Source organism: Ensifer adhaerens (assembly GCF_002940685.1).
In the GTDB taxonomy this organism is placed as follows: Bacteria; Pseudomonadota; Alphaproteobacteria; order Rhizobiales; family Rhizobiaceae; genus Ensifer; species Ensifer adhaerens_E.
The window spans coordinates 144,700-168,604 of record NZ_PNFP01000002.1 but is presented as its reverse complement, the minus strand read 5'-3'; the positions used below and the strand labels follow the sequence as shown (position 1 = coordinate 168,604).

The window sequence follows — 23,905 nt, the reverse complement described above, 5'->3', positions numbered from 1 at the left end:
TAATTTCCATCTGATTTGGGTTATGGAGGCCCAACTATCGCATGCCAAAGTCCCGAGGAGGAAACATGGCCAAGAAAAAAGTCGCAATGCTGACGGCCGGCGGGCTCGCGCCCTGCCTGTCATCCGCTGTTGGGGGACTGATCGAGCGCTATACGGACGTAGCACCCGAATACGAACTGGTCGCCTATCGCTCCGGATACCAGGGCCTGCTCCTGGCCGATCGCATCGAAATCACCCGCGACATGCGCGAGAAGGCCCATATCCTGCACCGCCACGGCGGCTCGCCGATCGGCAACAGCCGCGTCAAGCTCACCAACGCCGCCGACTGCGTCAAGCGCGGCCTCGTCAAGGAAGGTGAGAACCCGCTGCGGATCGCGGCCGAGCGGCTTGCCAAGGACGGCATCTCGATCCTCCACACCATCGGCGGCGACGACACCAACACGACCGCGGCCGACCTTGCCGCCTATCTCGGCGCCAACGGCTACGACCTGACCGTGGTCGGCCTGCCGAAGACCGTCGACAACGACGTCGTTCCGATCCGCCAGACGCTCGGCGCCTGGACGGCTGCCGAATACGGCGCCCGCTTCTTCGACAATGTCAGCAACGAACAGAGTGCCGCCCCGCGCACGCTCGTCGTCCATGAAGTTATGGGCCGCCACAGCGGCTGGCTGACGGCGGCCACCGCCCGTTCCTATATCCAGATGACCGACGACAAGGAATTCGTCGACGGCTTCATGATGAACCGGCAAATGAAGAACATCGACGGCCTTTACCTGCCGGAGATGAAGTTCGATCTGCAGGGCGAAGCCGATCGCCTGCGCAAAGTCATGGACCGCACCGGCTTCGTCACGCTGTTCGTCAGCGAAGGTGCCTGCCTCGACGCGATCGTCGCCGAACGGGAAGCGGCCGGCGAAACGATCAAGCGCGATGCCTTCGGCCATGTGAAGATCGACACGATCAATGTCGGCAACTGGTTCTCCAAGCAGTTCGCAGCCCTTCTCGGCGCCGAGCGCTCGATGGTGCAGAAATCCGGCTACTACGCCCGCTCGGCCCCGGCCAACGGCGACGACCTGCGCCTGATCCAGAGCATGGTCGACCTTGCCGTCGAAAGCGCGCTCAACAAGGTCTCGGGCGTGACGGGTCACGACGAGGATCAGGGCGGCAAGCTGCGCACGATCGAGTTCCCGCGCATCAAGGGCGGCAAGCAGTTCGACACCTCGACCAAGTGGTTCGGCGAAGTCATGGACGTCATCGGCCAGAAGTGGCAGGCCCAGAAGCACTGACCGACACTTGCCGGCGGGTGCATATGCCATCCGCCGACAACGCCTGATTAGACGTTGACGGCTCCGCGTTTCCGTGGCTGGCTCGGCGAATTGATTGCCGAACACCACCTTTAGCGCGGAGCTTTTTCATGTCGTTCGAACACTGGTTTGCCTTTGCCGCGGCCTCGGCCGTGCTGCTCGCCATCCCCGGCCCCACCATTCTCCTCGTCATTTCCTATGCGCTCGGCCATGGCCGCAAGACGGCGGGCGCGACGGTCGCCGGCGTGGCGCTTGGCGATTTCACCGCCATGACCGCCTCCATGCTCGGCCTCGGCGCCCTGCTCGCCACCTCTGCCGCCATCTTCACCGTCTTGAAATGGGTGGGCGCTGCCTATCTCATTTGGCTCGGCATCAAGCTCTGGCGCGCGCCGGTGGCCGCCGGCGGCGACGCCGACCTCGAAAGCACGTCGACGGAACGCCCGCTTCGCATCTTCTTTCACACCTATGCGGTGACTGCGCTGAACCCGAAGAGCATCGTCTTCTTCGTCGCCTTCCTGCCGCAGTTCCTCGATCTCAGCCAGCCGCTCATTCCCCAGATGGCGATTTTCGAGCTGACGTTCCTCACGCTCGCGATCCTCAATGCCAGCCTCTATGCAGCCCTTGCGACCGCCGCCCGCAGCACGATTTCCAAGCCGAATGTGCGGCGAATCGTCAACCGCGCCGGTGGCTCCATGCTGATTGGCGCCGGGCTTCTGACGGCCACGATGAAGCGGGCCACGGCCTGAAATTCGACCCCACGCTTGCCGCCGCCAGCCTCATAGGTTAATGGAGATTCACGCTTGGCGGCTGGCAACCGCTGATTTGCAGGGGCTACGGGGCCCAGAAGCACGAAAGTGACAGAATGGCGAATTACCGTATTTCCCTTTCCAAACAGACGTTTGGCGTGGCAGCATTGTTGTCTGCGACCATCGTCTCGGGATGCTCAACGGTAGAGCACACGTCGCTTGCAGAATTGACGGCCGTGCAGACGGTCACCCCGCTCGCAAAGCCCGGCACCGAGATGACGGCCTATGCGCTGCCCACGCCTGATGGTGTGGCCACCGCGACCAGCGCAGCACTTGTCGCCCAGACGGCCGCAACGACGACCGGCATGGCTACGACCTACCCGGTCGCAACCGACCTGGCGCAGGGCGCCGCAGCCGCCCCCGCATTGGTCGCGGTTCCCGCGGCCAAGCCCGGCGACACCATGGCGCTTGCCATGGTTGCGCCTGCAACGCAGACCGGCGCAGGCGCTGCGATTGCCGCAGCCGAAGCCCCGGCCTCGGGCAATGCAACGCAGATGGCAGCCACTGCCATCTCGCCTGTGGCGACCAAGACGGCCCGCGTCCAGGATCTTCCGGTTTCCACGCTCGCGGTTGCCGCTGCAATGGAATCGGACTTCGACACCGGCGAACCGGTCGGTCTCGAAACGCTGGTCGCCAACCGCATGATCGTGCCGACCGAGCGCCCGAAGACCGGCGTCATCGGCTCGACGGTGGCCGCCGTCGCCAACGTCATCCCGGATTCGATGAAGTTTACCAACACGCCGACCAGCTCGCGTCCCGAACTCGACAAGCTGATCAAGTATTATGCCGACCTCAATGGCATTCCGGTGGAACTGGTGCACCGCGTCGTCAAGCGCGAGAGCAACTACAACCCGCGCGCCTACAGCAAGGGCAATTATGGCCTGATGCAGATCCGCTACAACACCGCCAAGGGCCTCGGCTATGACGGTCCGGCGGAAGGTCTCTTCGACGCCGAGACCAACATCAAATACGCGACGAAGTACCTGCACGGCGCCTGGATGGTGGCCGACAACCAGCACGACGGCGCGGTCAAGCTCTATGCGAGTGGCTATTACTACCACGCCAAGCGCAAGGGTCTGCTTGAGGAACTCGGCATGAAGTGAGCCGGCCAGCCCGGCTCGCCCGCCGCTTCTCACCGTTTCTGGAATTTCCCTTGCGAGGCGCTCAATCGAGCGCCTCTATTATTTTGCCGTTCAGTTTCTGCACGTCGTAGCCGAGACGCGAGGGCGTGAGCCCCAGCCGCACCACCGCCAGTTTCAGCGAAGGCACGAGCATGATCGCCTGGCCGTCATGGCCGAGCATCCAGAAGGCATCCGCCGGGAAACTGCCAGTTCCCGCCCGCACGCCGTTTTCCTCCAGCCATACCTGGCCCTGGCCGTATTTTCCGCCCGATGCCTTGGTCGGCGCGCGCATGAAGGCGACATAGTCCTTCGGCAGCATCGCCCTCCCCTTCCAGACACCGTCCTGCAGCAGAAACTGGGCGAAACGCGCCCAGTCCTGCGCCGTTGCATACATATAGGACGAGCCGACGAAGGTACCGCTCTCGTCCGTCTCCAGAACGGCGCTCGTCATGCCGAGCGGTGCAAACAGCGCGTCATAAGGAAAGGCGAGCGCTGCCGCCGGGTCGTCGAACGTTCGCATCCAGATCCGCGACAGGAGCGTGCTTGTGCCGCTCGAATAGCTGAACGTCGTGCCGGGCTTGGCGCCAAGTGTTCGCGTTGCGGCAAAGCCTGCCATGTCCCTTTCAAGGTAAAGCATGCGCGTCACGTCGGTGACGTCGCCGTAATTCTCGTTGAAGGCGAGCCCGCTCTGCATCCCCATCAGGTCGGCAAGGGTGATGGCGGCCCGCTCGTCCCCGGCCCATTCGGGCAGCAGGTCGGCGCGCGAAACCTCCATGCGCCCCTCGGCGACCCGAAGGCCGATCAGCGCCGCCGTTACCGACTTGGTCATCGACCAGCCGAGCAGCGGCGTCGAACGATCAAATCCCTGGCCATAGGTTTCGGCCACCAGCCGGCCATCGCGGATCACGGCGATCGCCCGCACGCCAGGCCCGGCGAGATCCGCATCCTCTACGAGCTTCTGCAGGGCCGGATCGATCGCAGCCCCCTCGCCTTCCGGCCAGGCCGCGCCCGGCAGGGGTGCTGCCGCGGCAGTTTTTGTCTCGATCGGCGACAGACCCGCGGCAACGCCGTCCGGCAGGCTGGCGCAGCCGGCGCCCGGGCGATAGGCCGCATAACCGGCTGCCGCAAAACCGAGGATGCGCGCTGTCACCATCTGCTTCTCGCTGTCGACGCCGACGCGCACGAGCTTGAGCAAGGGATGCCCCGGCGCCTGCACGTCGTCGGCGAGCACCGCCTGGGCGTCACGGCCGGCGATGAACACGTTGGAACAGACGATTTTCGCCGCATAGCCGTCGCCGACCTTCAGCAGTTCCGGCGGCGCCAGCGCAAGCCAGCCGAACAGCGCGGCGACAATCAGCGCCAGCACAGCACTCGATATCTTCAACAAGCGTCCCATGCGGTCCTCCGGCCTGATGCGCAAAGAGAACCAGCATTTTTGCGGAAGGGAAAGCCCCGGCCGGCTCAACTTTTCATTTTAGAACGGCGCGCGCAGGCACGAAAAAGTGCATTGCTTCCGAGGTCGGGACACAAAGTCCCTCACGCCCGGACGGCGCGGTAAGCCTCTTCCATTCCGCCATCGCCGACGAGCACCGACACGTCAGCCATAACAGGCGAAACCCAGGGGCCGCGGATCTCGATAGCACCGCAGGCCCGCGCGCAATCCGCCTCGCTTTCCTTTTCGACGCCATTGACGGCGATCGAAAGCCGCAGCACCTGCCCGGTCTTGATCAAGCAGGCGAGCAGCGCCACGCTGCGCTCGCTTCCGTGCGCCGCCCGCACGGCTGCAAGGTCGACGGTCACCTGGTCGGGCTCCACGTCGGAGATCTGGTTCAACGGCAGCGACGAGGCGGAGCCGCCGCCAAGAGCGACGCGAACGCCGAGCGCGCGCAGTCCCCGCAGGTTTTCCGCGACAACGGCGAGGTCGTCGGTCGAGACGCCTTCGGCAACCTCGATCGTCAGGCGCTCCGGTGAAAGGTCCGCCTCCGCAAGGCACCGCTCCACCTGTGCGACGAAGTCGCGGTCGCGCAGTTGCGGGACGAAGGGAGCGACCGTCAGCCCCTTCGGCTGGGGCCAGATCGCCGCCTGCCTGCAGGCCGTCTGAAGCGCCCAGGCGCCCAGCGACCGCGTGATCGCGCTCTGCTCCGGCGGCTCGAACGTTTCCGCATCGATGACGCCGAGCTGCGGATGCCGCCAGCGCAAGAGCGCCTGGAACCCGCGGATGGATCCGCTTTCGATGCTAAGGATCGGCAAGAATACGAGAAAGAACTCATCCTCCGCGAAACCGCGCGTGAGATCGCGCTCGGCTTCCGCCTTGAGCCGCATGGCACGGGACAGGGTTTCGGAGTGGAAGGCATGGCTGTTGCCGCTGATCGCCTTGGCCTCGTAGAGCGCCAGATCCGCCCGCTTCAAGACGTCGGATGTCGACTTGTCCGCCCGCTCGATGAAGGCGATGCCGATGCTGCAGCCGGAAGCGACGCGCGTTTCGCCGAGGTCGAACGGCGCTTCGAACAGCCTCTCCACCCGCATAGCGAGCATTTCCGCATCGGCCTGGGATGGCGCACGCGCGGCCGCAAGCACGAACTCGTCGCCGCCGAGGCGATAGACGGTCGCCTCGCCGGCAAAGGCACGTTTGAGACGGCCGCCGAACAGCGCCAGCAGCCTGTCGCCGGCGTCGTGCCCCAGCGTATCGTTGATCATCTTGAAGCGGTCGAGATCGAGAAGAAGCAAGGCGTTGCGCGCAAACGCTGCACCTTCCGCGCAAAGCGCCTGGCTGATGTCGACCTCGAGCGCTGCGCGGTTTGCAAGCCCCGTCAGCTTGTCGCGGTGGACCTCGTTGCGCAGGCGGCGCTCGGCGCGCCGCGCTGCGCGCAACTCCAGCTCGAGCCGGCGCGAGTAGCGCCAGCGATAGAAGGAACCGCCGAGAACAAAGGGCATGGCGCCGGCCGCCAGCACGGCGGGGACATCCCAATGCGGCGCCATCTCGCCGGGAAGAGCGGTTCCACTGGCGAGCCAGGCCGCCGAAACCAGAGCCCCCAATGCCGCGCCGGCAGCCGCAAATCGCTGCTCGGGCTTCGGCAGAAACGTACTTAACATCATGTCGACGCCCCCCGTATGTGAGGAGGTGCTAGCACGTCAGGGTTTAATGAATTCTTATGGGTGAAAAATTGTAGATTTGCGCTCCGGAGGCCGTCCAGACCCTGTGGGAAAGCCCGTCATCAAAGTGTAGCCGAGTCACTTTAGAAGCGCCTAAGTTTCAACTGGATGACCGGCAGAGATGAATGAACTCGCTCCCGACGTTGGCTTTGGCAGAAAAAATCCGAAGCTGAAAAACGCCCTGCTCCAGCACAAGACCCTCTCGTTCGCAGGCTTCTCGGAACGCCTGTTCGGCCTGCTCTTTTCGGGCCTCGTCTATCCGCAGATCTGGGAAGATCCGATCGTCGACATGGAGGCGATGCGCCTGACCCCGGAAAGCCGGATCGTCACCATCGGCTCCGGCGGCTGCAACATGCTGACCTATCTCTCGGCCGGCCCGCGCAGCATCGACGTCGTCGACCTCAACCCGCATCACATCGCGCTGAACCGCCTGAAGCTTGCGGCCTTCCGCCATCTGCCGAGCCACAAGGACGTCGCCCGTTTCCTGGCGACGCAAGGCACGGCGACCAACGTCCAGGCCTTCGACCTGTTCATCGCGCCGAAGCTCGACGCGGCGACGCTCGGCTACTGGAACGGCCGCGACATGACCGGCCGCCGGCGCATCGGCGTCTTTAACCGCAACATCTACCGCACCGGCCTGCTCGGCCGCTTCATTGCCGCAAGCCACGTGCTTGCCCGCCTGCACGGCGTCAACCCGGAGGAATTCGTCAAGGCGCGCTCCATGCGCGAACAGCGCCAGTTCTTCGACGAGCGTCTGGCGCCGCTTTTCGATCGTCCCGTCATCCGCTGGATCACCGGGCGCAAGAGTTCGCTCTTCGGTCTTGGCATCCCGCCGCAGCAGTTCGACGAACTTGCAAGCCTGAGTGCCGAGAAGTCGCTGGCCGCCGTGCTGCGCCATCGCCTCGAAAAGCTCACCTGTCACTTCCCGCTGCGCGAAAACTACTTCGCCTGGCAGGCCTTCGGCCGGCGCTACCCGCTGCCGCACGAAGGCGACCTGCCGCCCTATCTCGATGCCCGGGCCTATGAGGCGATCCGCAACAATGCCGATCGCGTCGAGGTGCGCCATGCGAGCTTCACCGAACTTCTCGCGGGCAAATCCGCGGGCTCCGTCGACCGCTATATCCTGCTCGATGCGCAGGACTGGATGACCGATCAGCAGCTGAACGACCTCTGGACGGAAATCACCCGCACGGCGGATGAAGGTGCTGTCGTGATCTTCCGCACGGCCGCCGAAGACAGCATCCTGCCGGGCCGCGTCTCGTCGGCGCTGCTCGACCAGTGGCACTACGACGCCGAGGCCTCGTTGAGGCTCGGCGCCGACGACCGCTCCGCCATCTATGGCGGCTTCCACATCTACCGCAAGAAGGGCTGAGACGTGCAACAGGCCGGGATCTCCCACGCGCGGCGCATGGACCACATGTACCGCTACCAGCGGCACTTCTACGATCTGACACGGAAGTACTATCTCTTCGGCCGCGACACGCTGATCCGCGAAATGAACCCGGCCTCCGGCGCCTCGGTGCTCGAGGTCGGCTGCGGCACCGGGCGCAATCTGGCACTGATCGGCCGCTGTTTTCCGTCGGCCCGCCTGTTCGGGCTCGACATATCCCAGGAAATGCTGACGTCGGCCGACGCGAAGCTCAATCGCGGCGGCAAGAGGCGCGCCACGCTCCACGTCGCCGACGCAACCGATTTCGACCCGGCGGCCTTCGGCGAAAGGGGGTTCGACCACATCGTCATCTCCTACTCGCTGTCGATGATCCCCGATTGGCAGAAGGCGATCGATGCGGCGATCGCGGCACTCAATCCGGGCGGCTCGCTGCACATTGCCGATTTCGGCCAGCAGGAGCGTCTGCCGACGAGCTTCCGCCGGGCGCTGCACGGCTGGCTGAACCGCTTCCACGTGACGCCGCGCGAGCGCCTGTTCGACGTGCTGCGCGAAAAAGCCCGGGCAAATGGCGCCGATCTGGAGCGGCGCGCGATCGGCCGCGGCTATGCCTGGCTTGCCGTCTATCACCGCCCGGCCGTGGCGATCGCCGCCTAGGACGGTAGCCATTCACCCGGCGGTTTTCATGCCCCATGGGGACAGCCTGCCCTGGAAAGCGCCGAAACCGCCTGGTTTCGGCGCTTTCGCGCTGGGGGATGCCGCCCGCAATTCCCGCTTGAGCTAACTCAATTTTTACGATGATATGGTGAAAATGAGGTTCACGCCTCACAGGGGAAATCACCGACAGGAAGCCATCGTGTGAGGCAGGATCATCGATTGTCTCTAGACAGGAAAATCATGCGCCGGCTTCTCCTGGCTCTGCTGCCCCTTGCCACTCTTCTTTCCGGCTGCTCGTCGACCGACTATGACCTGATGCAGACGGCATCGATCCCGCCGCGCTTCCACGACACCGATCCGCAAAACTTCGGCGATCGCACGCCCCAGCACCACAACGTCCACGGCATCGACGTTTCGAAATGGAATGGCGATATCGACTGGACGAAGGTCAAGAATTCGGGCGTTTCCTTCGCCTTCATCAAGGCGACGGAGGGCAAGGACCGGGTCGATACCCGCTTTGGCGAATACTGGCAGAAGGCGCGTGCCGCCGGCATCCCCTATGCGCCCTATCACTTCTACTATTTCTGCTCGACCGCCGACGACCAGGCCGACTGGTTCATCGCCAACGTGCCGAAGAGCGCGGTCTACCTGCCGCCGGTTCTGGACGTCGAGTGGAACGGCGAATCGAAGACCTGCCGCCACCGTCCCTCGCCGGATGAGGTCCGCGTCGAGATGAAGCGCTTCATGGACCGGCTCGAAGCCCATTACGGCAAACGCCCGATCATCTACACCTCGGTCGACTTCCACCGCGACAATCTCGTCGACCAGTTCAAGGAACATCACTTCTGGGTGCGTTCGGTCGCCAAGCATCCGGGTGAGGTCTATGTCGAGCGCCGTTGGGCGTTCTGGCAATACACCAGCACCGGGGTCATCCCCGGTATTGACGGCGCCACCGACATCAATGTCTTCGCCGGCTCGGCGAAAAACTGGAAGAACTGGGTCGCGGCGGTCTCGCAGCCGAAGTGAGACCGACATTCCTGCCGACAACTGCGGCAGGCAGGCCCGTTTTCTTCTTTCGGTCATAATGCTCTGAAAGAGCAACGACAGATTTTGCATCCAGCAATTGGCTGCCCGTGGTGGCGCGTCGCGCCCCACGGCAAAGAAAGGAATTTATGATGAACCGCACCACCAGGCGCGCCCTCACCTCCGTCGCGCTTCTGGCGCTGATCGCCTCCGCCGCGTCCGCCCAGGCCGCAGCACCGACCAGCACTCAGGCAAAAGCCCCGGCTGTCGCCTGCGGCGGCGATCTCGGCGCCTTCCTGCAGGGCGTCAAGGCAGAGGCGGTCGCCAAGGGCGTTCCGGCCGATGTCGTCGACCGGGCGCTTGCCGGTGCCGCGATCAACGAAAAGGTCTTGAGCCGCGACCGTACGCAGGGCGTCTTCAAGCAGACCTTCACCGAATTCTCCAAGCGCACCGTCAGCAAGTCGCGCCTCGATATCGGCCAGCAGAAGATGAAGGAATATGCCGACGTCTTTGCCCGCGCCGAGAAGGAATTCGGCGTGCCGGCGCCCGTCATCACCGCCTTCTGGGCGATGGAAACCGACTTCGGTGCCGTCCAGGGCGACTTCAACACCCGCGATGCGCTTGTGACGCTGTCGCATGACTGCCGCCGACCGGAAATGTTCCGCCCGCAGCTGATCGCGGCCATCGAGATGGTGCAGCACGGCGACCTCGACCCGGCAACGACGACCGGCGCCTGGGCCGGCGAGATCGGCCAGGTGCAGATGCTGCCGGAAGACATCATCGCCTATGGCGTCGATGGCGACGGCGACGGCCACGTCAACCTGAAGAAGAGCTCGCCCGACGCGATCCTGACCGCCGCCAAGTTCATCCAGAGCCTCGGCTACAAGGCTGGCCAGCCGGTAATCCAGGAAGTCAGCGTTCCCGAGCAACTCCCCTGGGAAAAGACCGGCCTGCAGCCGGGCATGAAGGCCAGCGACTGGTTCGCGCTCGGCGTCAAGCCGCGCAACGGCGACACCGCCTTCGGCAACCTTGAAGCCTCGCTGGTGCTGCCGCAGGGCCGCAAGGGCGTGGCCTTCCTCACCTACCCCAACTTCAACGTCTATCTCGAATGGAACCAGTCGTTCATCTACACGACCTCTGCCGCCTATTTCGCGACCCGTCTCGGCGGCGCGCCGACCTATGAAGGCGGCAATCCGGAACCGGGCCTCGACGACACCGGCATGAAGGCACTGCAGACCAAGCTGCAGACGCTCGGCCACGACGTCGGCAAGATCGACGGCATCCTCGGCTCGGGCACCCGCGCCGCATTGCAGAAGGAACAGCTCCGCCTCGGTCGCCCGGCCGACGGCTGGGCGACGCTGGACCTCCTGAACGCGCTCTGAGCATCAGCCGACGTTCAAACCATGACCCTGGAGATCGAAACGATCTCCGGGGTTTTTTCATGCCGCGTCAGCCGATCGGCTCATGGTCGGCGAAGGCCCGCCGGTTCGCCCCTGCCCTACCTGTCATGCCTCGCCCAGCCGCCATGATCGCCGCAAGAACCGGGTGGTTCCGGTGAGCAAGCCGGGTTATGAATCGGCCGTCGGCGCACAACCGACCCGGGAGCAGCGAAGACGGCCCGTGCGCCATCCCCTCCGCGCGTCGCCGGGAGGAGGCCGACGGCGAGCAACCAATCAGCACGGACGGGCCTCACCATGAATGCGCGAACAACCGTCGACGGCCATCAGATGAACGTCAGCACCTGGGCGCTGCTCGCCCTGCTCGGCCTGATCTGGGGCGGGTCGTTCTTCTTCGCCCGCGTCGCCGTTGCCCATGTGCCGCCTTTCACGCTGGTATTCCTGCGCTTGGGGCTAGCGGCGCTGGCGCTGCACATCTATATCCGCGGCCGCTTCGGCATGTACGAGGCTCTTGCCGGCCGCTGGCGCGAATTCGCGCTGATGGGGCTGATCAACAACGTCATCCCGCATGCCTTCATCTTTCTCGGCCAGACCGAGATCGGCGCCGGGCTTGCCGCGATCCTCAACGCCACGACACCGGTCTGGACCGTGATCATCGCCAACATGGCGACGGAGGACGAGAAGCTAAGCTCCGCCAAGCTTGCCGGCTGCCTGCTGGGGCTTGCCGGCACCGTCGTGCTGATCGGGCCGAGCGCGCTCGCCGGTCTCTTCGGCACGTCGAGCAGCGTGCCGCTCTGGGCGCTCGTGCTGCCGGTGCTTGCCGCCATCAGCTATGGCTTTGCCGCCACCTACGGCAAGAGGTTCCGCGATCTGGCACCGCCGGTGACGGCCGCAGGCCAACTGACGGCTTCGACGCTGATTGCGCTGCCCGGGGCTGCCTTCATCGACACGCCCTGGATGCTGCCGATGCCACCCCTCGAGGTCATCCTGTCGATCCTCGGCCTGGCACTCGTCTCCACGGCCTATGCCTACATTCTCTATTTCCGCATCATGCGCGAGGCCGGTGCCACCAACGCCTCGCTGGTCACCCTTTTGGTGCCGCCAAGCGCGATCCTGCTCGGTTACCTCTTTCTCGGAGAGACTCTGCAGGCGGCCGATTTCGCCGGCATGGTGCTGATCGCCCTTGGCCTTGCGGTGCTCGATGGTCGGATCCTGCGCCGCAAACGGCCGGCCTGACGACGACAGGGCCCATTTGCTCCGAGCCGATCAAACGACAGCACGATGCAGGTGCCGCAGCGACCTCGGCGCACCGGTTGATGCGTGACTCCGGAGGGGAATCGGCGGCCGATTTGCGTCCCTTCCTGGGCCACTCACGCATGGTTACAGACGGATATATTAACCTTGCCGAAGCGATTGTGAAAAAAATGTGGCATCCTGGAAACTTAAATAAAATCAGAATTATAGCCCTGTGAATAAGACCCCATCGGCTCACGCATTTCGCACTGCAGCACAAGTTTCCCTTTAACGCGTCGTGATTTCGCCCTATGTTTTAACGCGTTAACGCAGGGAGGGTCTTCCATGGGCCTTACACATTCGCTGAATGTCCTCATGATCAGTGCAGCGTTCGTATTCGTGGCCACGATGCTCTTCATCTGATGAGCGGCCGCTGAGAGTCCAAACCGAATAGGGACTTAAATTTCCGGGAAACCATTTTGCAGCACCAAGCCAGTTAGACCGCCAAGAGAGCACAGGGTCTAGACGCTGCGACAAACGAGAAAGCGCCTGAAGATCGATCTTCGGGCGCTTTCCTTTTTGGCGAATGCTGCGGCGATCGGCGTGTCTGCTGCGACCGCAGCCGAGCTACCCCCGACAGGCACGTCGCTATTTGAAGGGCACTGCCACCTGCACGGTCTGCCAGGACGCACGGCGCTTTCGCCGCCATCCGCAGTTCAGGATGGAGAGTGAGCCTTGCGCGTCGCAAAGGTGCCGGTGAAGGTCAGGCCGCAGCGCCGGCCGCCACCATCCGCGGCGCATCGATCGGGGGCGCCGCCTCCGCCTCGACCCGCTCGAACCCGACGAGATCAAGCACTGAAGTCACGAGCGGCGAACGGTTCATCGTATAGAGATGGAAGTCGCGCACCCCGCGGCGGGCGAGATCGACGATCTGCTCGGCGGCGATGTGGGTCGCCTCCTTGAAGCGCTCCTCCGGCCGGTCTTCGAGATGCACCAGCCGGGTGACGATCGCCTCCGGCACGCTGGCGCCGCAAAGGCCGGCGAATTTTTGCACCTGCGCCAGATTATTGATCGGCAGGATACCCGGCACGATCGGGATATTGACGCCAGCGCGACGCACCCGCTCGAGGTAACGCTCGAAATCGTTGTTGTCGAAGAAGAACTGGGTCATCGCGCGGGTTGCACCGGCGTCGACCTTGCGCTTCAGCATGTCGATGTCGGCTGCCACGTCCGGGCTCTCCGGGTGCTTTTCCGGATAGGACGAAACCGAAATCTCGATATCGTCGCCGCGCGCGCGGATCGCCCGCACGAGATCGGTGCTGCTGGCATAACCCTCCGGATGCGGTTGGTAGATGCTGCCGAGGCCGCCCTGCGGATCGCCGCGCAGCGCCACGAAGTGGCGGACGCCAAAGCTCAGATATTCATCGATGACCGCATCGACTTCCGCCTTCGGCGCGCCGACGCAGGTCAGATGCGCCGCAGTGCTGGCGAAGCCCTTCTCCTCGATCATCCGCCTGACCGTCGTCAGCGAGCGCGCCTTGGTCGAGCCGCCGGCGCCATAGGTGACCGTCACGAAGGCAGGACCGAAGACCGAGAGGTCTTCCGCCGCCTGGAAGAGCTGCGCCTCCATCTCGTCGGTCTTGGGTGGGAAATATTCGAAGGAGAGCCGGAGATTGCCGCGTTCGGCCGGATAAAGCGTCTGTGCCGTCATAATCAAACTCCCCCCGCCTGGACACGCGGCCGCGGCGTTTCATTCTCATTCACGGCTCGCCGATCACGCGCGAGCCAGATCGTCACCGTCAGTTTTCCATCGTCCGCCCCCTCAGGCGAAAGATCCGTGGTCTTTTCGAGCACAAGGCCGGCCTTCGCCAGCCAATCGGCCATCGCCTGGTGCGAGAAGCCGAGGCGCGCATGGGCGTGCTCGTCGCGCAGATGCTCAAGCCCATGGGGAGCGAAGTCGATGATGACCAGCCGCCCGCCCGGCGTCAGCATGCGCGCCGCTTCCGCAATCGCCGCTTCCGGCTCCTCGAGGAAATGCAGCACCTGGTGAATGGTGACGAGATCGAAGGCCTGGCCGTCGAGCGGCAGGTTGAAGATGTCGCCGTGGCGGATCGAGGCCTTGGTGATGCCGGCACGATCGAGGTTGGAGCGCGCGACCGCGAGCATGTCGCGGCTGGCGTCGACGCCGATGCCGCGACGATAGAGACCTTCGAAGAGCTGCAGGATGCGGCCGGTGCCGGTTCCGAGATCGAGCAGGCTTTCGACCGGTTCGTCGCCGACCATCTCGCGCAGCTTCGCCTCGACGTCGCGTTCGCTGACATGCAGGCGGCGAAGCTCGTCCCAGCCGGCGGCGTTGCGGCTGAAATAGGCCTGGGCCTTCTCCGACCGCGCCCTCTTCAAGGTGGTAAGCCGCGCAGCGTCGCGCGCAAGCACCGCATCGTCGGCGGAGGCGGAGGCCAGCATCGCCCGCACGAGCCCGACGCGAGCACCGTCCTGCCGGAGGCGAAAATAGGCCCAAGCGCCTTCCTGGTAGCGGTCGATCAGCTCGACCTCGGCAAGCAGCTTCAGGTGCCTGGAAATGCGCGGCTGCGATTGGCCGAGAATTTCGGTAAGATCGGTGACCGTGAGATCGCCGGCGGCCAGCAGCGCGACGAGACGCATGCGGGTCGGCTCACCCGCCGCCTTCAGCACGTCCACCAACGCATCCAGACCCAGTTCTCTCTGAAGAGCCATCACGATCCCCATCAACACATAAAGATATGTTTATGTGATTTGCAGTGGTGACGCAAGCAGATTTGCGCGCAGAGGCCAAACAATGGCGTGCACAAGACAGGTCCTGCGTGCATCGCGTCGCGGCCCTGCGCCAACCCGGCAGGCACTGCCATTGGCCGTCAGGATGGTCGGCGGCAAGCACCTTGCGAAAGGCGTCCGGCGCTGGCCGCGAAAATGCCATGCAGCAAAATGGGCGAAGCCGGCGCATCGCCCGTTCTTAGCCGCGCACCCGTAAATGCGGTTCCACGCATTGGCGGTCGCCCTTGGCCTGCATGCCTCCTTTCAGAGGAAGCCGACCACAGGACCAAAATGCAGGAATTCAAAAGCCATCAGCAACCTTCGCGCGCCGGCCGAGACGCGCGGCGATGTCGCTAAATGCGTTCGAACTGGCTGGCGAACTTGGCATTGTAGGCGTGGAAATCGCCTTCGGGCGTTATCACCAACTCGGTGATGTTGGCGCGCTGGAAGGCGTCCTCGGCCGCTTGATCGTTGATCTTCAGACTGACGGTCAGCGCCCCATCCTCTGTATGAACCAGCTTGTAATCGTAGGAAACGGCTTCTCCGAAGCAGATGATTTCGCCACCCCGAACGATCAGTTTCGAAGTCGAATCCTGCACGTCCACCCACCGGCCCTGCATCTCGGCAGGAAGCGGAGCGTCGCGATCAAGCCGTTCCATGATTGACCTCTCGAAACTGTCTTGCACCATCTGTTCATTCGCGGGCAACGCTCGACAAGGGGCATTCGCAACTGGCGGCTTCCAAGAGAGGCAGACTTCTGATCCAGCATCAAAAGGACGCCGATGTGACCCGACCGACTTCGAGTGGCGCGTGCTCGAGCGCTTCTGCCCGCCGAGCCGCCAGCCGCACATGATGACCGGCGCGCGCTCTCCGGCATTTTCCGGGCACTGCTGCGGCGCTCTGGTGCACCGTGGTGCGACCCGCCCGAGCGCTCTTGGCCCAGATCATGGGCCGCGTTCGCCTGCCACGGCAAGCAAACGCGACACGTCAGGCGCGCCGCAGAGACTGCGGCGCGCCCAATGCGATCAGCGCGTCAGGCGCTTGTAGGTGACGCGCTTCGGATTGACCGAGTCCGGGCCGAGGCGGCGGATCTTGTCCTTCTCGTAGTCCTCGAAGTTGCCTTCGAACCACTCGACCTGGCTGTCGCCCTCAAAGGCGAGAATGTGCGTTGCCAGGCGGTCGAGGAACATGCGGTCGTGGCTGATGATAACGGCGCAACCGGCGAAGTTTTCGAGCGCCACTTCGAGTGCGGCCAGCGTCTCGGTGTCGAGGTCGTTGGTCGGTTCGTCAAGCAGCAGCACGTTGCCGCCGGACTTCAGCATCTTGGCGAGGTGAACGCGGTTGCGCTGACCGCCTGAGAGGTTGCCGACCTTCTGCTGCTGGTCGCCGCCCTTGAAGTTGAAGGTCGAGCAATAGGCGCGCGAGTTCATCTCGTGCTTGCCGAGCTTGATGACTTCGGCGCCGCCGGAGATTTCTTCCCACACGGTCTTGTTGCCGTCGAGTGCGTCGCGGCTCTGGTCGACATAGCCGAGATGCACGGTGTCGCCGATGCGGATCGAGCCGCCGTCGGGCTGTTCCTGGCCGGTGATCATGCGGAAGAGCGTCGTCTTGCCGGCGCCGTTCGGGCCGATGATGCCGACGATGCCGCCCGGCGGCAGCTTCAAGGACAGGTTGTCGATCAGCAGGCGATCGCCGTAACCCTTGGTGACGCCCTCCATCTCGATGACCACCTGGCCGAGGCGCTCGCCGACCGGAATGATGATCTGCGCGTCGCCCGGACGCTGGGCTTCCGCCGCGTTGACCAGTTCGTCATAGGAGCGGATACGGGCCTTGGACTTGGCCTGGCGGGCCTTGGGGCTCGATGCGATCCATTCCTGTTCGCGGGCGATTGCCTTCTGGCGGGACGCCTCTTCGCGGCCTTCCTGCTGCATGCGCTTGGCCTTGGCAACGAGGTAGGCCGAGTAGTTGCCTTCGTAAGGAATGCTGCGACCGCGGTCGAGCTCGAGGATCCAGCCGGTGACGTTGTCGAGGAAGTAGCGGTCGTGGGTGATCATCAGCACGGCGCCCGGATATTCGCGCAGGTGCTTTTCAAGCCAGGCGATCGTCTCGGCGTCGAGGTGGTTGGTCGGTTCGTCGAGGAGCAGCAGGTCAGGCTGCGACAGAAGCAGCTTGCAGAGCGCGACACGGCGCTTTTCACCGCCCGACAGGTTGGTCACTTCCGCGTCGCCCGGCGGGCAGCGCAGCGCTTCCATGGCCATTTCCACCTGGCTCTCGAGATCCCAGAGGTTCTGGCTGTCGATGATGTCCTGGAGCTTGGCGCCCTCTTCCGCCGTCTCGTCGGAATAGTTCATCATCAGTTCGTTGTAGCGGTCGACGATCGCCTTCTTCTTGGCAACGCCTTCCATGGCGTTTTCGAGCACGGTCTTCGTCGGGTCGAGCTGCGGCTCCTGCGGCAGGTAGCCGACGGTCGCACCTTCTGCCACCCAGGCCTCGCCGGTGAACTCCTTGTCGAGGCCGGCCATGATGCGCAGAACCGTCGACTTACCGGCACCGTTCGGGCCGAGGATACCGATCTTGGCGTCCGGGTAGAACGACAGATGAACGTTCTCGAGAACCTTCTTCGCGCCGTAGGACTTATTAAGTCCGGCCATATGATAGATGAACTGACGTGCCATGAGGGAATGCTCCGCAGGGATAAGGAAATTTGCCCGCTATGTAGGCGAATTAGTGGAAGGGGGCAATGAGCAAAGGCATCCGCCCCCGTCCTATCCCAAAACGAACATCCCCATCGACACATCAGGCAAGCAACGCCAGGAGGCGCCGCAAAATCCGCGCCCCGGGGCCCCTGGCATGGCCCCACCCGCGCGAAATGCCCTAGCCGCGACCGGCGGTATCCGCGATGCCCTTGGCGCATTTGAACTCGGTGGCGCCGGCCGCCTGGATCAGTGGGCCGAGGCTCGATGCCTTCATGACGTCGCCGGCAAGCCCGATCGTCAGCCCGGTGATGATGCTGCGACCCTGAACGGTCTGGCAGCGCATGCGCACCCGGTCGCCGGCTCCCGCACCAAAACTCTGGTCGAAGGCCTGCTTGATCGTCGCCTCATCGAGTTCCGAGCCGGCACGCTGGCGGAACAGGGCGCCGACCGCCGAGCGGTTGAGCTCTTCCAGCATCCGCAGCTGCACCGAGAAATAGTCGTCGACCGAGCCGCTCTGGCAGGTTCCGCTCCGCAGCCACTGGTGCCGGTCGAGGCCGGACTGCACGCCGGGCATGGCGACGAGCAGCCGCGCCGCCGTGTCGTCGGCCATCGCAAGTTTCGGCAGCTCCAGCCAGCTGCCCTTGCGATCCTTGGCGCGCGCCTCGGCTGCCACCCCACAATAGCTCTTGCGCAAGGGCCACAGGCCATGCAGCGAAAAATTGGTGGCGTCGAAGCGCTCCGCCGTCTGGCTTTCGCATTCCTTGCGCTGAGGCCGCGTCTCGCAGAAGCCGGGCTGCCAGCTCACCGCCAGCACATACTCGGTGCGGCTGGCAGCGCTTGCAGGCGCAGCCGCCTCGGACGGGTCTTCACCGGCAGCAAAGGCTCCCGGCGCAAGCAACAGCGCCAGCACCGCAAAAATGCCCGCCGCCGGACCCGATATCGCTTTCAGCAAACTCACCATGATATCCTCCCGCAAAACAAAACGGGAACAAATATCGCTCAAAACGGGAAAATTGCAACCCCTAATGTCAGATGCCGCCAAATCGCTTGTGACCTCATGCGCAACGATCAACAAGCGGCGATTGCCTTTACCACGCAAATCGATTTGAAATCTCTAAGGTCTGTCGATTGTTGCCGGGAGAAGAGATGTTCGGGCAGGTGAAGACGCATCAGAGCCCGACCGGTGCCAGCTTGAGCTGGCGGCATTTTCCGGCAACCACAGAGGCCCGCGGCATCCTTCTCTTAAGCCATGGCCTTGCCGAGCATTCCGGCCGATATGCCCGTTTTGCCGAGGCGATGGCCGGCCATGGATTTCACGTCTATGCCCACGACCATCGCGGCCATGGCGCAACGCGGGCGCCGGACGCGCCGCTTGGCATGTTTTCGAACCGCGACGGCCTCGACAAGGTCTTCGCCGATATTCGCGCCGTGCGCGAGATCGCGACCACCGACAATCCGGGGCTTCCGGTCGTCCTCTTCGGCCATTCCATGGGCGGGCTGATCGCGCTCAACGCTGCCGAGGCCGATCCCGGCCTCTATGACGCGCTCGCCGTCTGGAACTCCAATTTCCGTCCCGGTCTAGCCGGCCGCGGCGGGCAGCTGATCCTGAAGATCGAAAAGGCGCTCAAAGGCTCGGATGTGCCGAGCCCGCTCCTGACCAGGCTTACCTTCGGCATGTGGGGCGGCGCGATCAAGGATCGCAAGACCGATCTCGACTGGCTGTCGCGCGACGACGTCGAGGTGGCGAAATATGCCGCCGACCCACTCTGCGGCTTCGATGCGACCGTCTCGCTCTGGCTCGATCTTTTCCGCCTGTCCTACGCCGGCGCCCGGCCCGACCGGCTGGCGCGGCTTCGCAACGACCTGCCCGTTCATCTCGTCGGCGGCAGCGCCGACCCATCGACCGAAATGGGCAATGCCATCCGCTGGCTTGGCACGAAGATGAAGGCCGCCGGCCTCAGCGACGTCACCGTCACCGTCTATGACGGCATGCGCCACGAGACGCTGAACGAACTCGGCCGGGAACAGGCAACAGCCGACTTCGCCGCCTGGTGTCTGCGCGCTGTCGCAGGGCGCCGCTGACCGGAAACATCATGGCCGACATTTCCCTTTCCAAGATCGCCACGGACCACAGCCGCATCTCCTACGGGCTGACACTGATGGTGATCTCGGTGCTTCTGTCGCCGCTGATCGACATCTTCGCCAAGCTCGCGATCGCCACCGTTCCCTCGGCTGAAATCACCGCCACGCGCTTCCTGCTGCAGGTTATCTTCATCCTGCCCATCGTATTGATCCGCGGCACCCTCTTTGATCTCACCTGGAGGAAGACCGGGCTACACGCGCTGCGCGGCGGTCTCCTGGTCGTCACCATGCTCTCCTTCATCACCACGCTGAAGGTGATGGAGGTTGCGGATGCGATCGCGATCTTCTTCGTCGAGCCGATCATCCTGACGATCCTCGGCAGCATCTTCCTGAAGGAGACGATCGGCTGGCGGCGCTACACCGCCTGCGGCGTCGGCTTCTTCGGCGCCCTGCTCGTCATCCAGCCGAGCATGCAGGAGGTCGGCTGGATTGCGCTCCTGCCCGTCGTCGCCGCCTTCGGCCTTGCCGTTTTCCTGCTCGTCACCCGCATGGTGGCGCAGAACGAAGATCCCTGGTCAATGCAGTTTCATGCCGGCATCTGGGGCGGGCTCTTCTGTCTCGTGCTGCTCTATTTCGGCGAGGGCACGGGTTCCGGCATCTTCGATCCGGTCTGGCCCGAAGGCGCCGCCTGGTACTACCTGCTCGGCGTCGGCGTCACCGCCACCATATCGGGCGTGCTCGGCGTCTATGCCTATCGTGCCGCCCCGGCCTCGGTGCTGGCGCCGCTGCAATATCTCGAAATCGTCTCCGCCACCATTTTCGGCTGGCTCGTCTTCGGCGATCTGCCCGACGCACTGAAATGGCTCGGTATCGCCATCATCATCGGCTCCGGCCTCTACATCATCTGGCGCGAACGCCGCATTCACAAGGATACGAGTGTGGCACCCGTGTCACCCGCCATCTGAAAACAAAAGAAAGACCATCGGGAGGAATATCATGAAAACTGGAGGTCAGCTCATCGTCGACGCGCTCGTCGCCAACGGCGTGAAGCGCATCGCCTGCGTGCCGGGAGAAAGCTATCTCGCCGTGCTCGACGCGCTCTACGACACCGACATCGACGTGCTCGTCTGCCGCCAGGAGGGCGGTGCGGCGATGATGGCGGACGCCTGGGGGCGGCTGACCGGCGAGCCCGGCATCTGCATGGTGACCCGCGGCCCGGGCGCGACCAACGCTTCGGCCGGCCTCCATGTCGCAAGGCAGGACTCGATCCCGATGATCCTCTTCATCGGCCAGGTGCAAAGCGAGGCGCGCGAACGCGAAGCCTTCCAGGAGATCGAGTACCGCCGCGCCTTCACCGAGGTCGCCAAGTGGGTGGGCGAGATCGACGATCCTGCCCGCATCCCGGAATTCGTCACCCGCGCCTTCGCCGTCGCCACCTCCGGGCGGCCCGGCCCGGTCGTTCTGACCCTGCCCGAGGACATGCTGACCCGCAGCGCCGAAGCGCCCGCCGCCAAGCCGTACCAGCCGGTCGAAGGGCATCCGGGCCCGGCGCAGGTCAAGCGGCTCGGCGAAATGCTCGAGAACGCCAAGCGCCCGATCGCCGTCCTCGGCGGCACCCGCTGGACGGCGGCAAGCGTCGCTGAGTTCCAGCGTTTCGCCGAGCGCTGGAAGCTGCCGGTCGGCTGCTCCTTCCGTCGCCAGATGCTGTTTGACCACCTGCACCCGAATTACGCCGGCGACGTCGGCATCGGCATCAACCCGGCTCTCTCAAAGGAGATCAAGGAAGCGGATCTCGTGCTGCTGCTCGGCGGCCGCTTCTCGGAGATGCCGTCCTCCGGCTACACGCTGATGGACAGCCCCTACCCGCGCCAGACCCTGGTGCACGTGCATCCTGACAGTTCCGAACTCGGTCGCGTCTACCGGCCGGAGCTGGCGATCGCCGCCAGCCCGCGCGACTTCGTCGCCGCGCTGGAAGGCCTTGCACCTTCGGGCGAGCCGACCTGGTCTGCGCGCACCGAGGCCATGCACGCGGCCTACCTCAAATGGTCGACGCCGCCCGAGACCGGCCCGGGTGCGGTCCAGATGGGCCCGATCATGAACTGGATCGAGGCGAACGTGCCTGAGGATACGATCTTCACCAATGGCGCCGGCAACTACGCCACCTGGGTGCACCGCTTCCACCGCTTCCGCCGCTACGCCACCCAGGCCGCTCCCGCCTCGGGTTCCATGGGCTACGGCCTGCCGGCCGCCGTCGCCGCCAAGAAGCTGCATCCGGATCGCGAAGTCATCTGCTTTGCCGGCGACGGTTGTTTCCTCATGCACGGCCAGGAATTCGCCACCGCCGTTCGCTACCGCCTGCCGATCATCACCGTCGTCGTCAACAACGGCATCTACGGCACGATCCGCATGCACCAGGAGCGTGATTATCCCGGTCGCGTCAGCGCCACCGATCTCACCAACCCGGATTTCGCAGCGCTCGCCCGCGCCTATGGCGGCCATGGCGAAACGGTCGAGAGGACGGAAGAGTTTGCCGACGCGTTCCTGAGGGCGCGCGCCAGCGGCAAGCCGGCGATCATCGAGATCAAGCTCGACCCGGAGGCAATCACGCCGACGCGCACGCTGAGCGAGATCAGGGCTGGCTGAGCAGGCGTCACTCAAGCCGGGTTCAATCACGGCGCAGACGCGCCGTGGCTGGATTCCTGTGACAAGCACAGGAATGAGGGCGTTCTGAAAGCCGCGGCTGTGGGTTGTTTTGATGGAGGACGCGCCCTGCGGGGCGCTCCGCCATACGCACCCGGGGTCGATAACCCCGCAAATGTGCAGAGCGGGAGCAGGCCGTAGCAAACGCCAGAGCGTTATCGGCGCTTCCTCCCCCTCCCTCATTCCTGTGCTTGTCACAGAAATCCAGCAGCGCCGCGTCCGCGGCGCGGGAAACGCTGACACCTTACCCTGCCAGCGACCGCGAACCGCCCTGCCGCCTACTCCAGCCACTCGGTCGAAAACGCACCGGCCTCATGCAGGTCGGTCGTCTCCAGACGCCCCGGCCCGAGGTTCTCGAACTTGTGCGGCACATTGGCCGGCGCCACGACGATCTGACCGGCCTCGGCGTCGATGGTGCGATCGCCGACGGTGAAGCGGGCGCGGCCGACGCGGACGATAAAGGTTTCAGGATAGGGATGGCGGTGCAGTTTCGGCCCGTAGCCGATCTCATCGGTGGAAACGAAGATCACCGAAAGGCCTGCGCCATAGACGCCACCCTCGAATTCGCCCTTCCAGGCGTCGGGCGCGTCCGCCCATAGCTCACGTGTAATGAGATGCGCTTCGGCCATGCCGGTCCTCCATGGTCAGATGGAACGAAACGGCCGAGCGCGATCCACGGGGACTACAACCCTTGCTCAGCCGCGAACATGCTAGATCTGCTGGCAGAGCGAGAGTCGGAGCGGTGACAATCTGACATCGGTCACTAGATGTCCGTCATGCCCGTTCTTTAAGCCCCCGAAATCCGTCCCAAACTGCATCCACCAGTCTACAGACCAACGTCAACTTTAATGAAAAGGCGTTTCTCGCGAAGTGATCTCCGCCACGCATCATAAATGCTTCATATATCTTGCCGGCAAGATACAGGACCGCCACCCAGAGAACGACAGATCTACTGTATCCACTAGCAAAAGAGGCGGCCAGCAGCACAAGTAGAAGTGCCCTATAGTAACGAATATGCGAGCGAATTAGGCCAAGCATACTCATTCCTCTGAATCAGGATTGCATACCGGACTACCCCCGCTCATCCGCCCATTGCTCGCGCGAAATGAGATGCGCTTCGGCCATGCCGATCCTCCACGGTCAGATGGAACGATACGGCCGAGCGCGAGGGTGTTTGTATTGCTCAGGCTCAGCCGCGGATATGCTGGGTCTGCTGGTAGACGGCCGTCGAGCGCGCGCCCGAACGGCAATAGCCGAGCATCGGCCGCTGGAACTCGTCGAGCGCGTCGACCATGTTCTTCACGGCATCGGCGGTCACGCCCATCGGGCCGACGGGAATGTGCTTGGTTTCGATGCCGAGCTCTTCGGCACGCGCCGCGATGGAATCGAAGGTCGGCTGGTCCGGCGCCTCGAAGTCCGGGCGGTGGCAGACGATGGACTTGAAACCGAGCGCCTTGATCTGGTCGAGATCCTCGACCGTGATCTGGCCGGTGACCGAGTATTCGTCGTTGATCTGGCGGATGTCCATGGTCGTCTTCCTCAGCAAATGTGGTGGCCCC

20 protein-coding genes are annotated in these 23,905 nt (G+C 64.1%); 11 read left to right on the top strand and 9 right to left on the bottom strand.

The features are described 5' to 3' along the window. Window positions 1-65 precede the first annotated feature (65 nt). The 3 genes from C1A35_RS03975 (at window position 66) to C1A35_RS03965 (ending at window position 3,210) form a co-directional block, all read left to right on the top strand. Complete coding sequence (locus tag C1A35_RS03975; RefSeq protein ID WP_104663058.1) at window positions 66-1,283, top strand: pyrophosphate--fructose-6-phosphate 1-phosphotransferase; 1,218 nt, start codon at window positions 66-68, stop codon at window positions 1,281-1,283. Between the two features lie 128 nt (window positions 1,284-1,411). Beyond that, the gene (locus tag C1A35_RS03970) at window positions 1,412-2,047 is read left to right on the top strand and encodes a LysE family translocator (RefSeq protein WP_104663057.1); all 636 of its coding nucleotides are present in this window, start codon (window positions 1,412-1,414) and stop codon (window positions 2,045-2,047) included. A 116-nt stretch (window positions 2,048-2,163) separates the two neighbouring features. Then, window positions 2,164-3,210, top strand: coding sequence for a lytic transglycosylase domain-containing protein (locus C1A35_RS03965; protein WP_104663056.1), 1,047 nt, complete (start codon window positions 2,164-2,166; stop codon window positions 3,208-3,210). Window positions 3,211-3,271: 61 nt separating this feature from the next. On the opposite strand, the gene C1A35_RS03960 is transcribed toward C1A35_RS03965, so the two are convergent. Both C1A35_RS03960 and C1A35_RS03955 read right to left on the bottom strand, forming a co-directional pair. Then, window positions 3,272-4,624, bottom strand: a complete 1,353-nt coding sequence (locus C1A35_RS03960) for a serine hydrolase domain-containing protein (protein WP_104663055.1) — start codon at window positions 4,622-4,624, stop codon at window positions 3,272-3,274. Between the two features lie 140 nt (window positions 4,625-4,764). Then, complete coding sequence (locus C1A35_RS03955; protein WP_104663054.1) at window positions 4,765-6,324, bottom strand: putative bifunctional diguanylate cyclase/phosphodiesterase; 1,560 nt, start codon at window positions 6,322-6,324, stop codon at window positions 4,765-4,767. 178 nt (window positions 6,325-6,502) lie between these two features. Between C1A35_RS03955 and C1A35_RS03950 the strand changes: the two genes are divergently transcribed. From C1A35_RS03950 to C1A35_RS03930, 5 genes are all read left to right on the top strand, one after another. After that, window positions 6,503-7,753, top strand: coding sequence for a DUF3419 family protein (locus tag C1A35_RS03950; protein WP_104663053.1), 1,251 nt, complete (start codon window positions 6,503-6,505; stop codon window positions 7,751-7,753). 36 nt (window positions 7,754-7,789) lie between these two features. Next, complete coding sequence (locus tag C1A35_RS03945) at window positions 7,790-8,425, top strand: class I SAM-dependent methyltransferase (protein ID WP_104663052.1); 636 nt, start codon at window positions 7,790-7,792, stop codon at window positions 8,423-8,425. Window positions 8,426-8,665: 240 nt separating this feature from the next. Next, window positions 8,666-9,451, top strand: coding sequence for a glycoside hydrolase family 25 protein (locus C1A35_RS03940; protein ID WP_104663051.1), 786 nt, complete (start codon window positions 8,666-8,668; stop codon window positions 9,449-9,451). Between the two features lie 149 nt (window positions 9,452-9,600). Beyond that, window positions 9,601-10,830 carry a lytic murein transglycosylase gene (locus C1A35_RS03935; protein WP_104663431.1) on the top strand — a complete coding sequence of 410 codons (1,230 nt, stop codon included), beginning with the start codon at window positions 9,601-9,603 and terminating at the stop codon, window positions 10,828-10,830. 312 nt (window positions 10,831-11,142) lie between these two features. Continuing rightward, entirely contained in the window at window positions 11,143-12,081 is a 939-nt protein-coding gene (locus tag C1A35_RS03930) for a DMT family transporter (protein ID WP_104663050.1), read from the top strand. A 760-nt stretch (window positions 12,082-12,841) separates the two neighbouring features. On the opposite strand, the gene metF is transcribed toward C1A35_RS03930, so the two are convergent. The 5 genes from metF to C1A35_RS03905 form a co-directional block, all read right to left on the bottom strand. Then, on the bottom strand, window positions 12,842-13,789 hold the full coding sequence (metF, locus tag C1A35_RS03925) for a methylenetetrahydrofolate reductase [NAD(P)H] (RefSeq protein ID WP_104663049.1): 948 nt from the start codon (window positions 13,787-13,789) through the stop codon (window positions 12,842-12,844). A 2-nt stretch (window positions 13,790-13,791) separates the two neighbouring features. Further along, complete coding sequence (locus tag C1A35_RS03920; protein WP_104663430.1) at window positions 13,792-14,811, bottom strand: ArsR/SmtB family transcription factor; 1,020 nt, start codon at window positions 14,809-14,811, stop codon at window positions 13,792-13,794. Between the two features lie 410 nt (window positions 14,812-15,221). Continuing rightward, a complete protein-coding gene (locus C1A35_RS03915) occupies window positions 15,222-15,527 on the bottom strand; it encodes a hypothetical protein (protein ID WP_104663048.1) in 306 nt (101 codons plus the stop codon). A 366-nt stretch (window positions 15,528-15,893) separates the two neighbouring features. Then, window positions 15,894-17,543 carry an energy-dependent translational throttle protein EttA gene (gene ettA, locus C1A35_RS03910; RefSeq protein WP_104663047.1) on the bottom strand — a complete coding sequence of 550 codons (1,650 nt, stop codon included), beginning with the start codon at window positions 17,541-17,543 and terminating at the stop codon, window positions 15,894-15,896. Window positions 17,544-17,742: 199 nt separating this feature from the next. Beyond that, window positions 17,743-18,525, bottom strand: coding sequence for a ribonuclease T2 (locus C1A35_RS03905; protein ID WP_104663046.1), 783 nt, complete (start codon window positions 18,523-18,525; stop codon window positions 17,743-17,745). Between the two features lie 185 nt (window positions 18,526-18,710). Between C1A35_RS03905 and C1A35_RS03900 the strand changes: the two genes are divergently transcribed. The 3 genes from C1A35_RS03900 to C1A35_RS03890 are packed head-to-tail and all read left to right on the top strand — an operon-like array spanning window position 18,711 to window position 22,289. Next, window positions 18,711-19,646 (top strand): alpha/beta fold hydrolase, encoded by a 936-nt coding sequence (locus tag C1A35_RS03900; protein ID WP_104663045.1) that lies wholly within the window; start codon window positions 18,711-18,713, stop codon window positions 19,644-19,646. An 11-nt stretch (window positions 19,647-19,657) separates the two neighbouring features. Further along, complete coding sequence (locus C1A35_RS03895) at window positions 19,658-20,611, top strand: DMT family transporter (protein WP_104663044.1); 954 nt, start codon at window positions 19,658-19,660, stop codon at window positions 20,609-20,611. A 31-nt stretch (window positions 20,612-20,642) separates the two neighbouring features. After that, window positions 20,643-22,289 (top strand): thiamine pyrophosphate-binding protein, encoded by a 1,647-nt coding sequence (locus C1A35_RS03890; protein WP_104663043.1) that lies wholly within the window; start codon window positions 20,643-20,645, stop codon window positions 22,287-22,289. Between the two features lie 335 nt (window positions 22,290-22,624). Here C1A35_RS03890 and C1A35_RS03885 read toward each other — a convergent pair whose 3' ends face one another. Then, complete coding sequence (locus tag C1A35_RS03885; RefSeq protein ID WP_104663042.1) at window positions 22,625-22,975, bottom strand: cupin domain-containing protein; 351 nt, start codon at window positions 22,973-22,975, stop codon at window positions 22,625-22,627. Between the two features lie 560 nt (window positions 22,976-23,535). Further along, window positions 23,536-23,874, bottom strand: a complete 339-nt coding sequence (locus C1A35_RS03880) for a TIGR01244 family sulfur transferase (RefSeq protein ID WP_104663041.1) — start codon at window positions 23,872-23,874, stop codon at window positions 23,536-23,538. Window positions 23,875-23,905: the final 31 nt, after the last annotated feature.

What these genes read in the sequence shown, in the direction of transcription:
- C1A35_RS03975 (WP_104663058.1), top strand. Translation starts at nt 66, where the DNA reads ATGGCCAAGAAAAAAGTCGCAATGCTGACGGCCGGCGGGCTCGCGCCC.
- C1A35_RS03970 (WP_104663057.1), top strand. Translation starts at nt 1,412, where the DNA reads ATGTCGTTCGAACACTGGTTTGCCTTTGCCGCGGCCTCGGCCGTGCTG.
- C1A35_RS03890 (WP_104663043.1), top strand. Translation starts at nt 20,643, where the DNA reads ATGAAAACTGGAGGTCAGCTCATCGTCGACGCGCTCGTCGCCAACGGC.
- C1A35_RS03965 (WP_104663056.1), top strand. Translation starts at nt 2,164, where the DNA reads ATGGCGAATTACCGTATTTCCCTTTCCAAACAGACGTTTGGCGTGGCA.
- C1A35_RS03900 (WP_104663045.1), top strand. Translation starts at nt 18,711, where the DNA reads ATGTTCGGGCAGGTGAAGACGCATCAGAGCCCGACCGGTGCCAGCTTG.
- C1A35_RS03880 (WP_104663041.1), bottom strand. Translation starts at nt 23,874, where the DNA reads ATGGACATCCGCCAGATCAACGACGAATACTCGGTCACCGGCCAGATC.
- C1A35_RS03905 (WP_104663046.1), bottom strand. Translation starts at nt 18,525, where the DNA reads ATGGTGAGTTTGCTGAAAGCGATATCGGGTCCGGCGGCGGGCATTTTT.
- C1A35_RS03935 (WP_104663431.1), top strand. Translation starts at nt 9,601, where the DNA reads ATGAACCGCACCACCAGGCGCGCCCTCACCTCCGTCGCGCTTCTGGCG.
- metF (WP_104663049.1), bottom strand. Translation starts at nt 13,789, where the DNA reads ATGACGGCACAGACGCTTTATCCGGCCGAACGCGGCAATCTCCGGCTC.
- C1A35_RS03960 (WP_104663055.1), bottom strand. Translation starts at nt 4,624, where the DNA reads ATGGGACGCTTGTTGAAGATATCGAGTGCTGTGCTGGCGCTGATTGTC.
- C1A35_RS03895 (WP_104663044.1), top strand. Translation starts at nt 19,658, where the DNA reads ATGGCCGACATTTCCCTTTCCAAGATCGCCACGGACCACAGCCGCATC.
- C1A35_RS03950 (WP_104663053.1), top strand. Translation starts at nt 6,503, where the DNA reads ATGAATGAACTCGCTCCCGACGTTGGCTTTGGCAGAAAAAATCCGAAG.
- ettA (WP_104663047.1), bottom strand. Translation starts at nt 17,543, where the DNA reads ATGGCACGTCAGTTCATCTATCATATGGCCGGACTTAATAAGTCCTAC.
- C1A35_RS03930 (WP_104663050.1), top strand. Translation starts at nt 11,143, where the DNA reads ATGAATGCGCGAACAACCGTCGACGGCCATCAGATGAACGTCAGCACC.
- C1A35_RS03955 (WP_104663054.1), bottom strand. Translation starts at nt 6,324, where the DNA reads ATGATGTTAAGTACGTTTCTGCCGAAGCCCGAGCAGCGATTTGCGGCT.
- C1A35_RS03945 (WP_104663052.1), top strand. Translation starts at nt 7,790, where the DNA reads ATGGACCACATGTACCGCTACCAGCGGCACTTCTACGATCTGACACGG.
- C1A35_RS03940 (WP_104663051.1), top strand. Translation starts at nt 8,666, where the DNA reads ATGCGCCGGCTTCTCCTGGCTCTGCTGCCCCTTGCCACTCTTCTTTCC.
- C1A35_RS03885 (WP_104663042.1), bottom strand. Translation starts at nt 22,975, where the DNA reads ATGGCCGAAGCGCATCTCATTACACGTGAGCTATGGGCGGACGCGCCC.
- C1A35_RS03920 (WP_104663430.1), bottom strand. Translation starts at nt 14,811, where the DNA reads ATGGCTCTTCAGAGAGAACTGGGTCTGGATGCGTTGGTGGACGTGCTG.
- C1A35_RS03915 (WP_104663048.1), bottom strand. Translation starts at nt 15,527, where the DNA reads ATGGAACGGCTTGATCGCGACGCTCCGCTTCCTGCCGAGATGCAGGGC.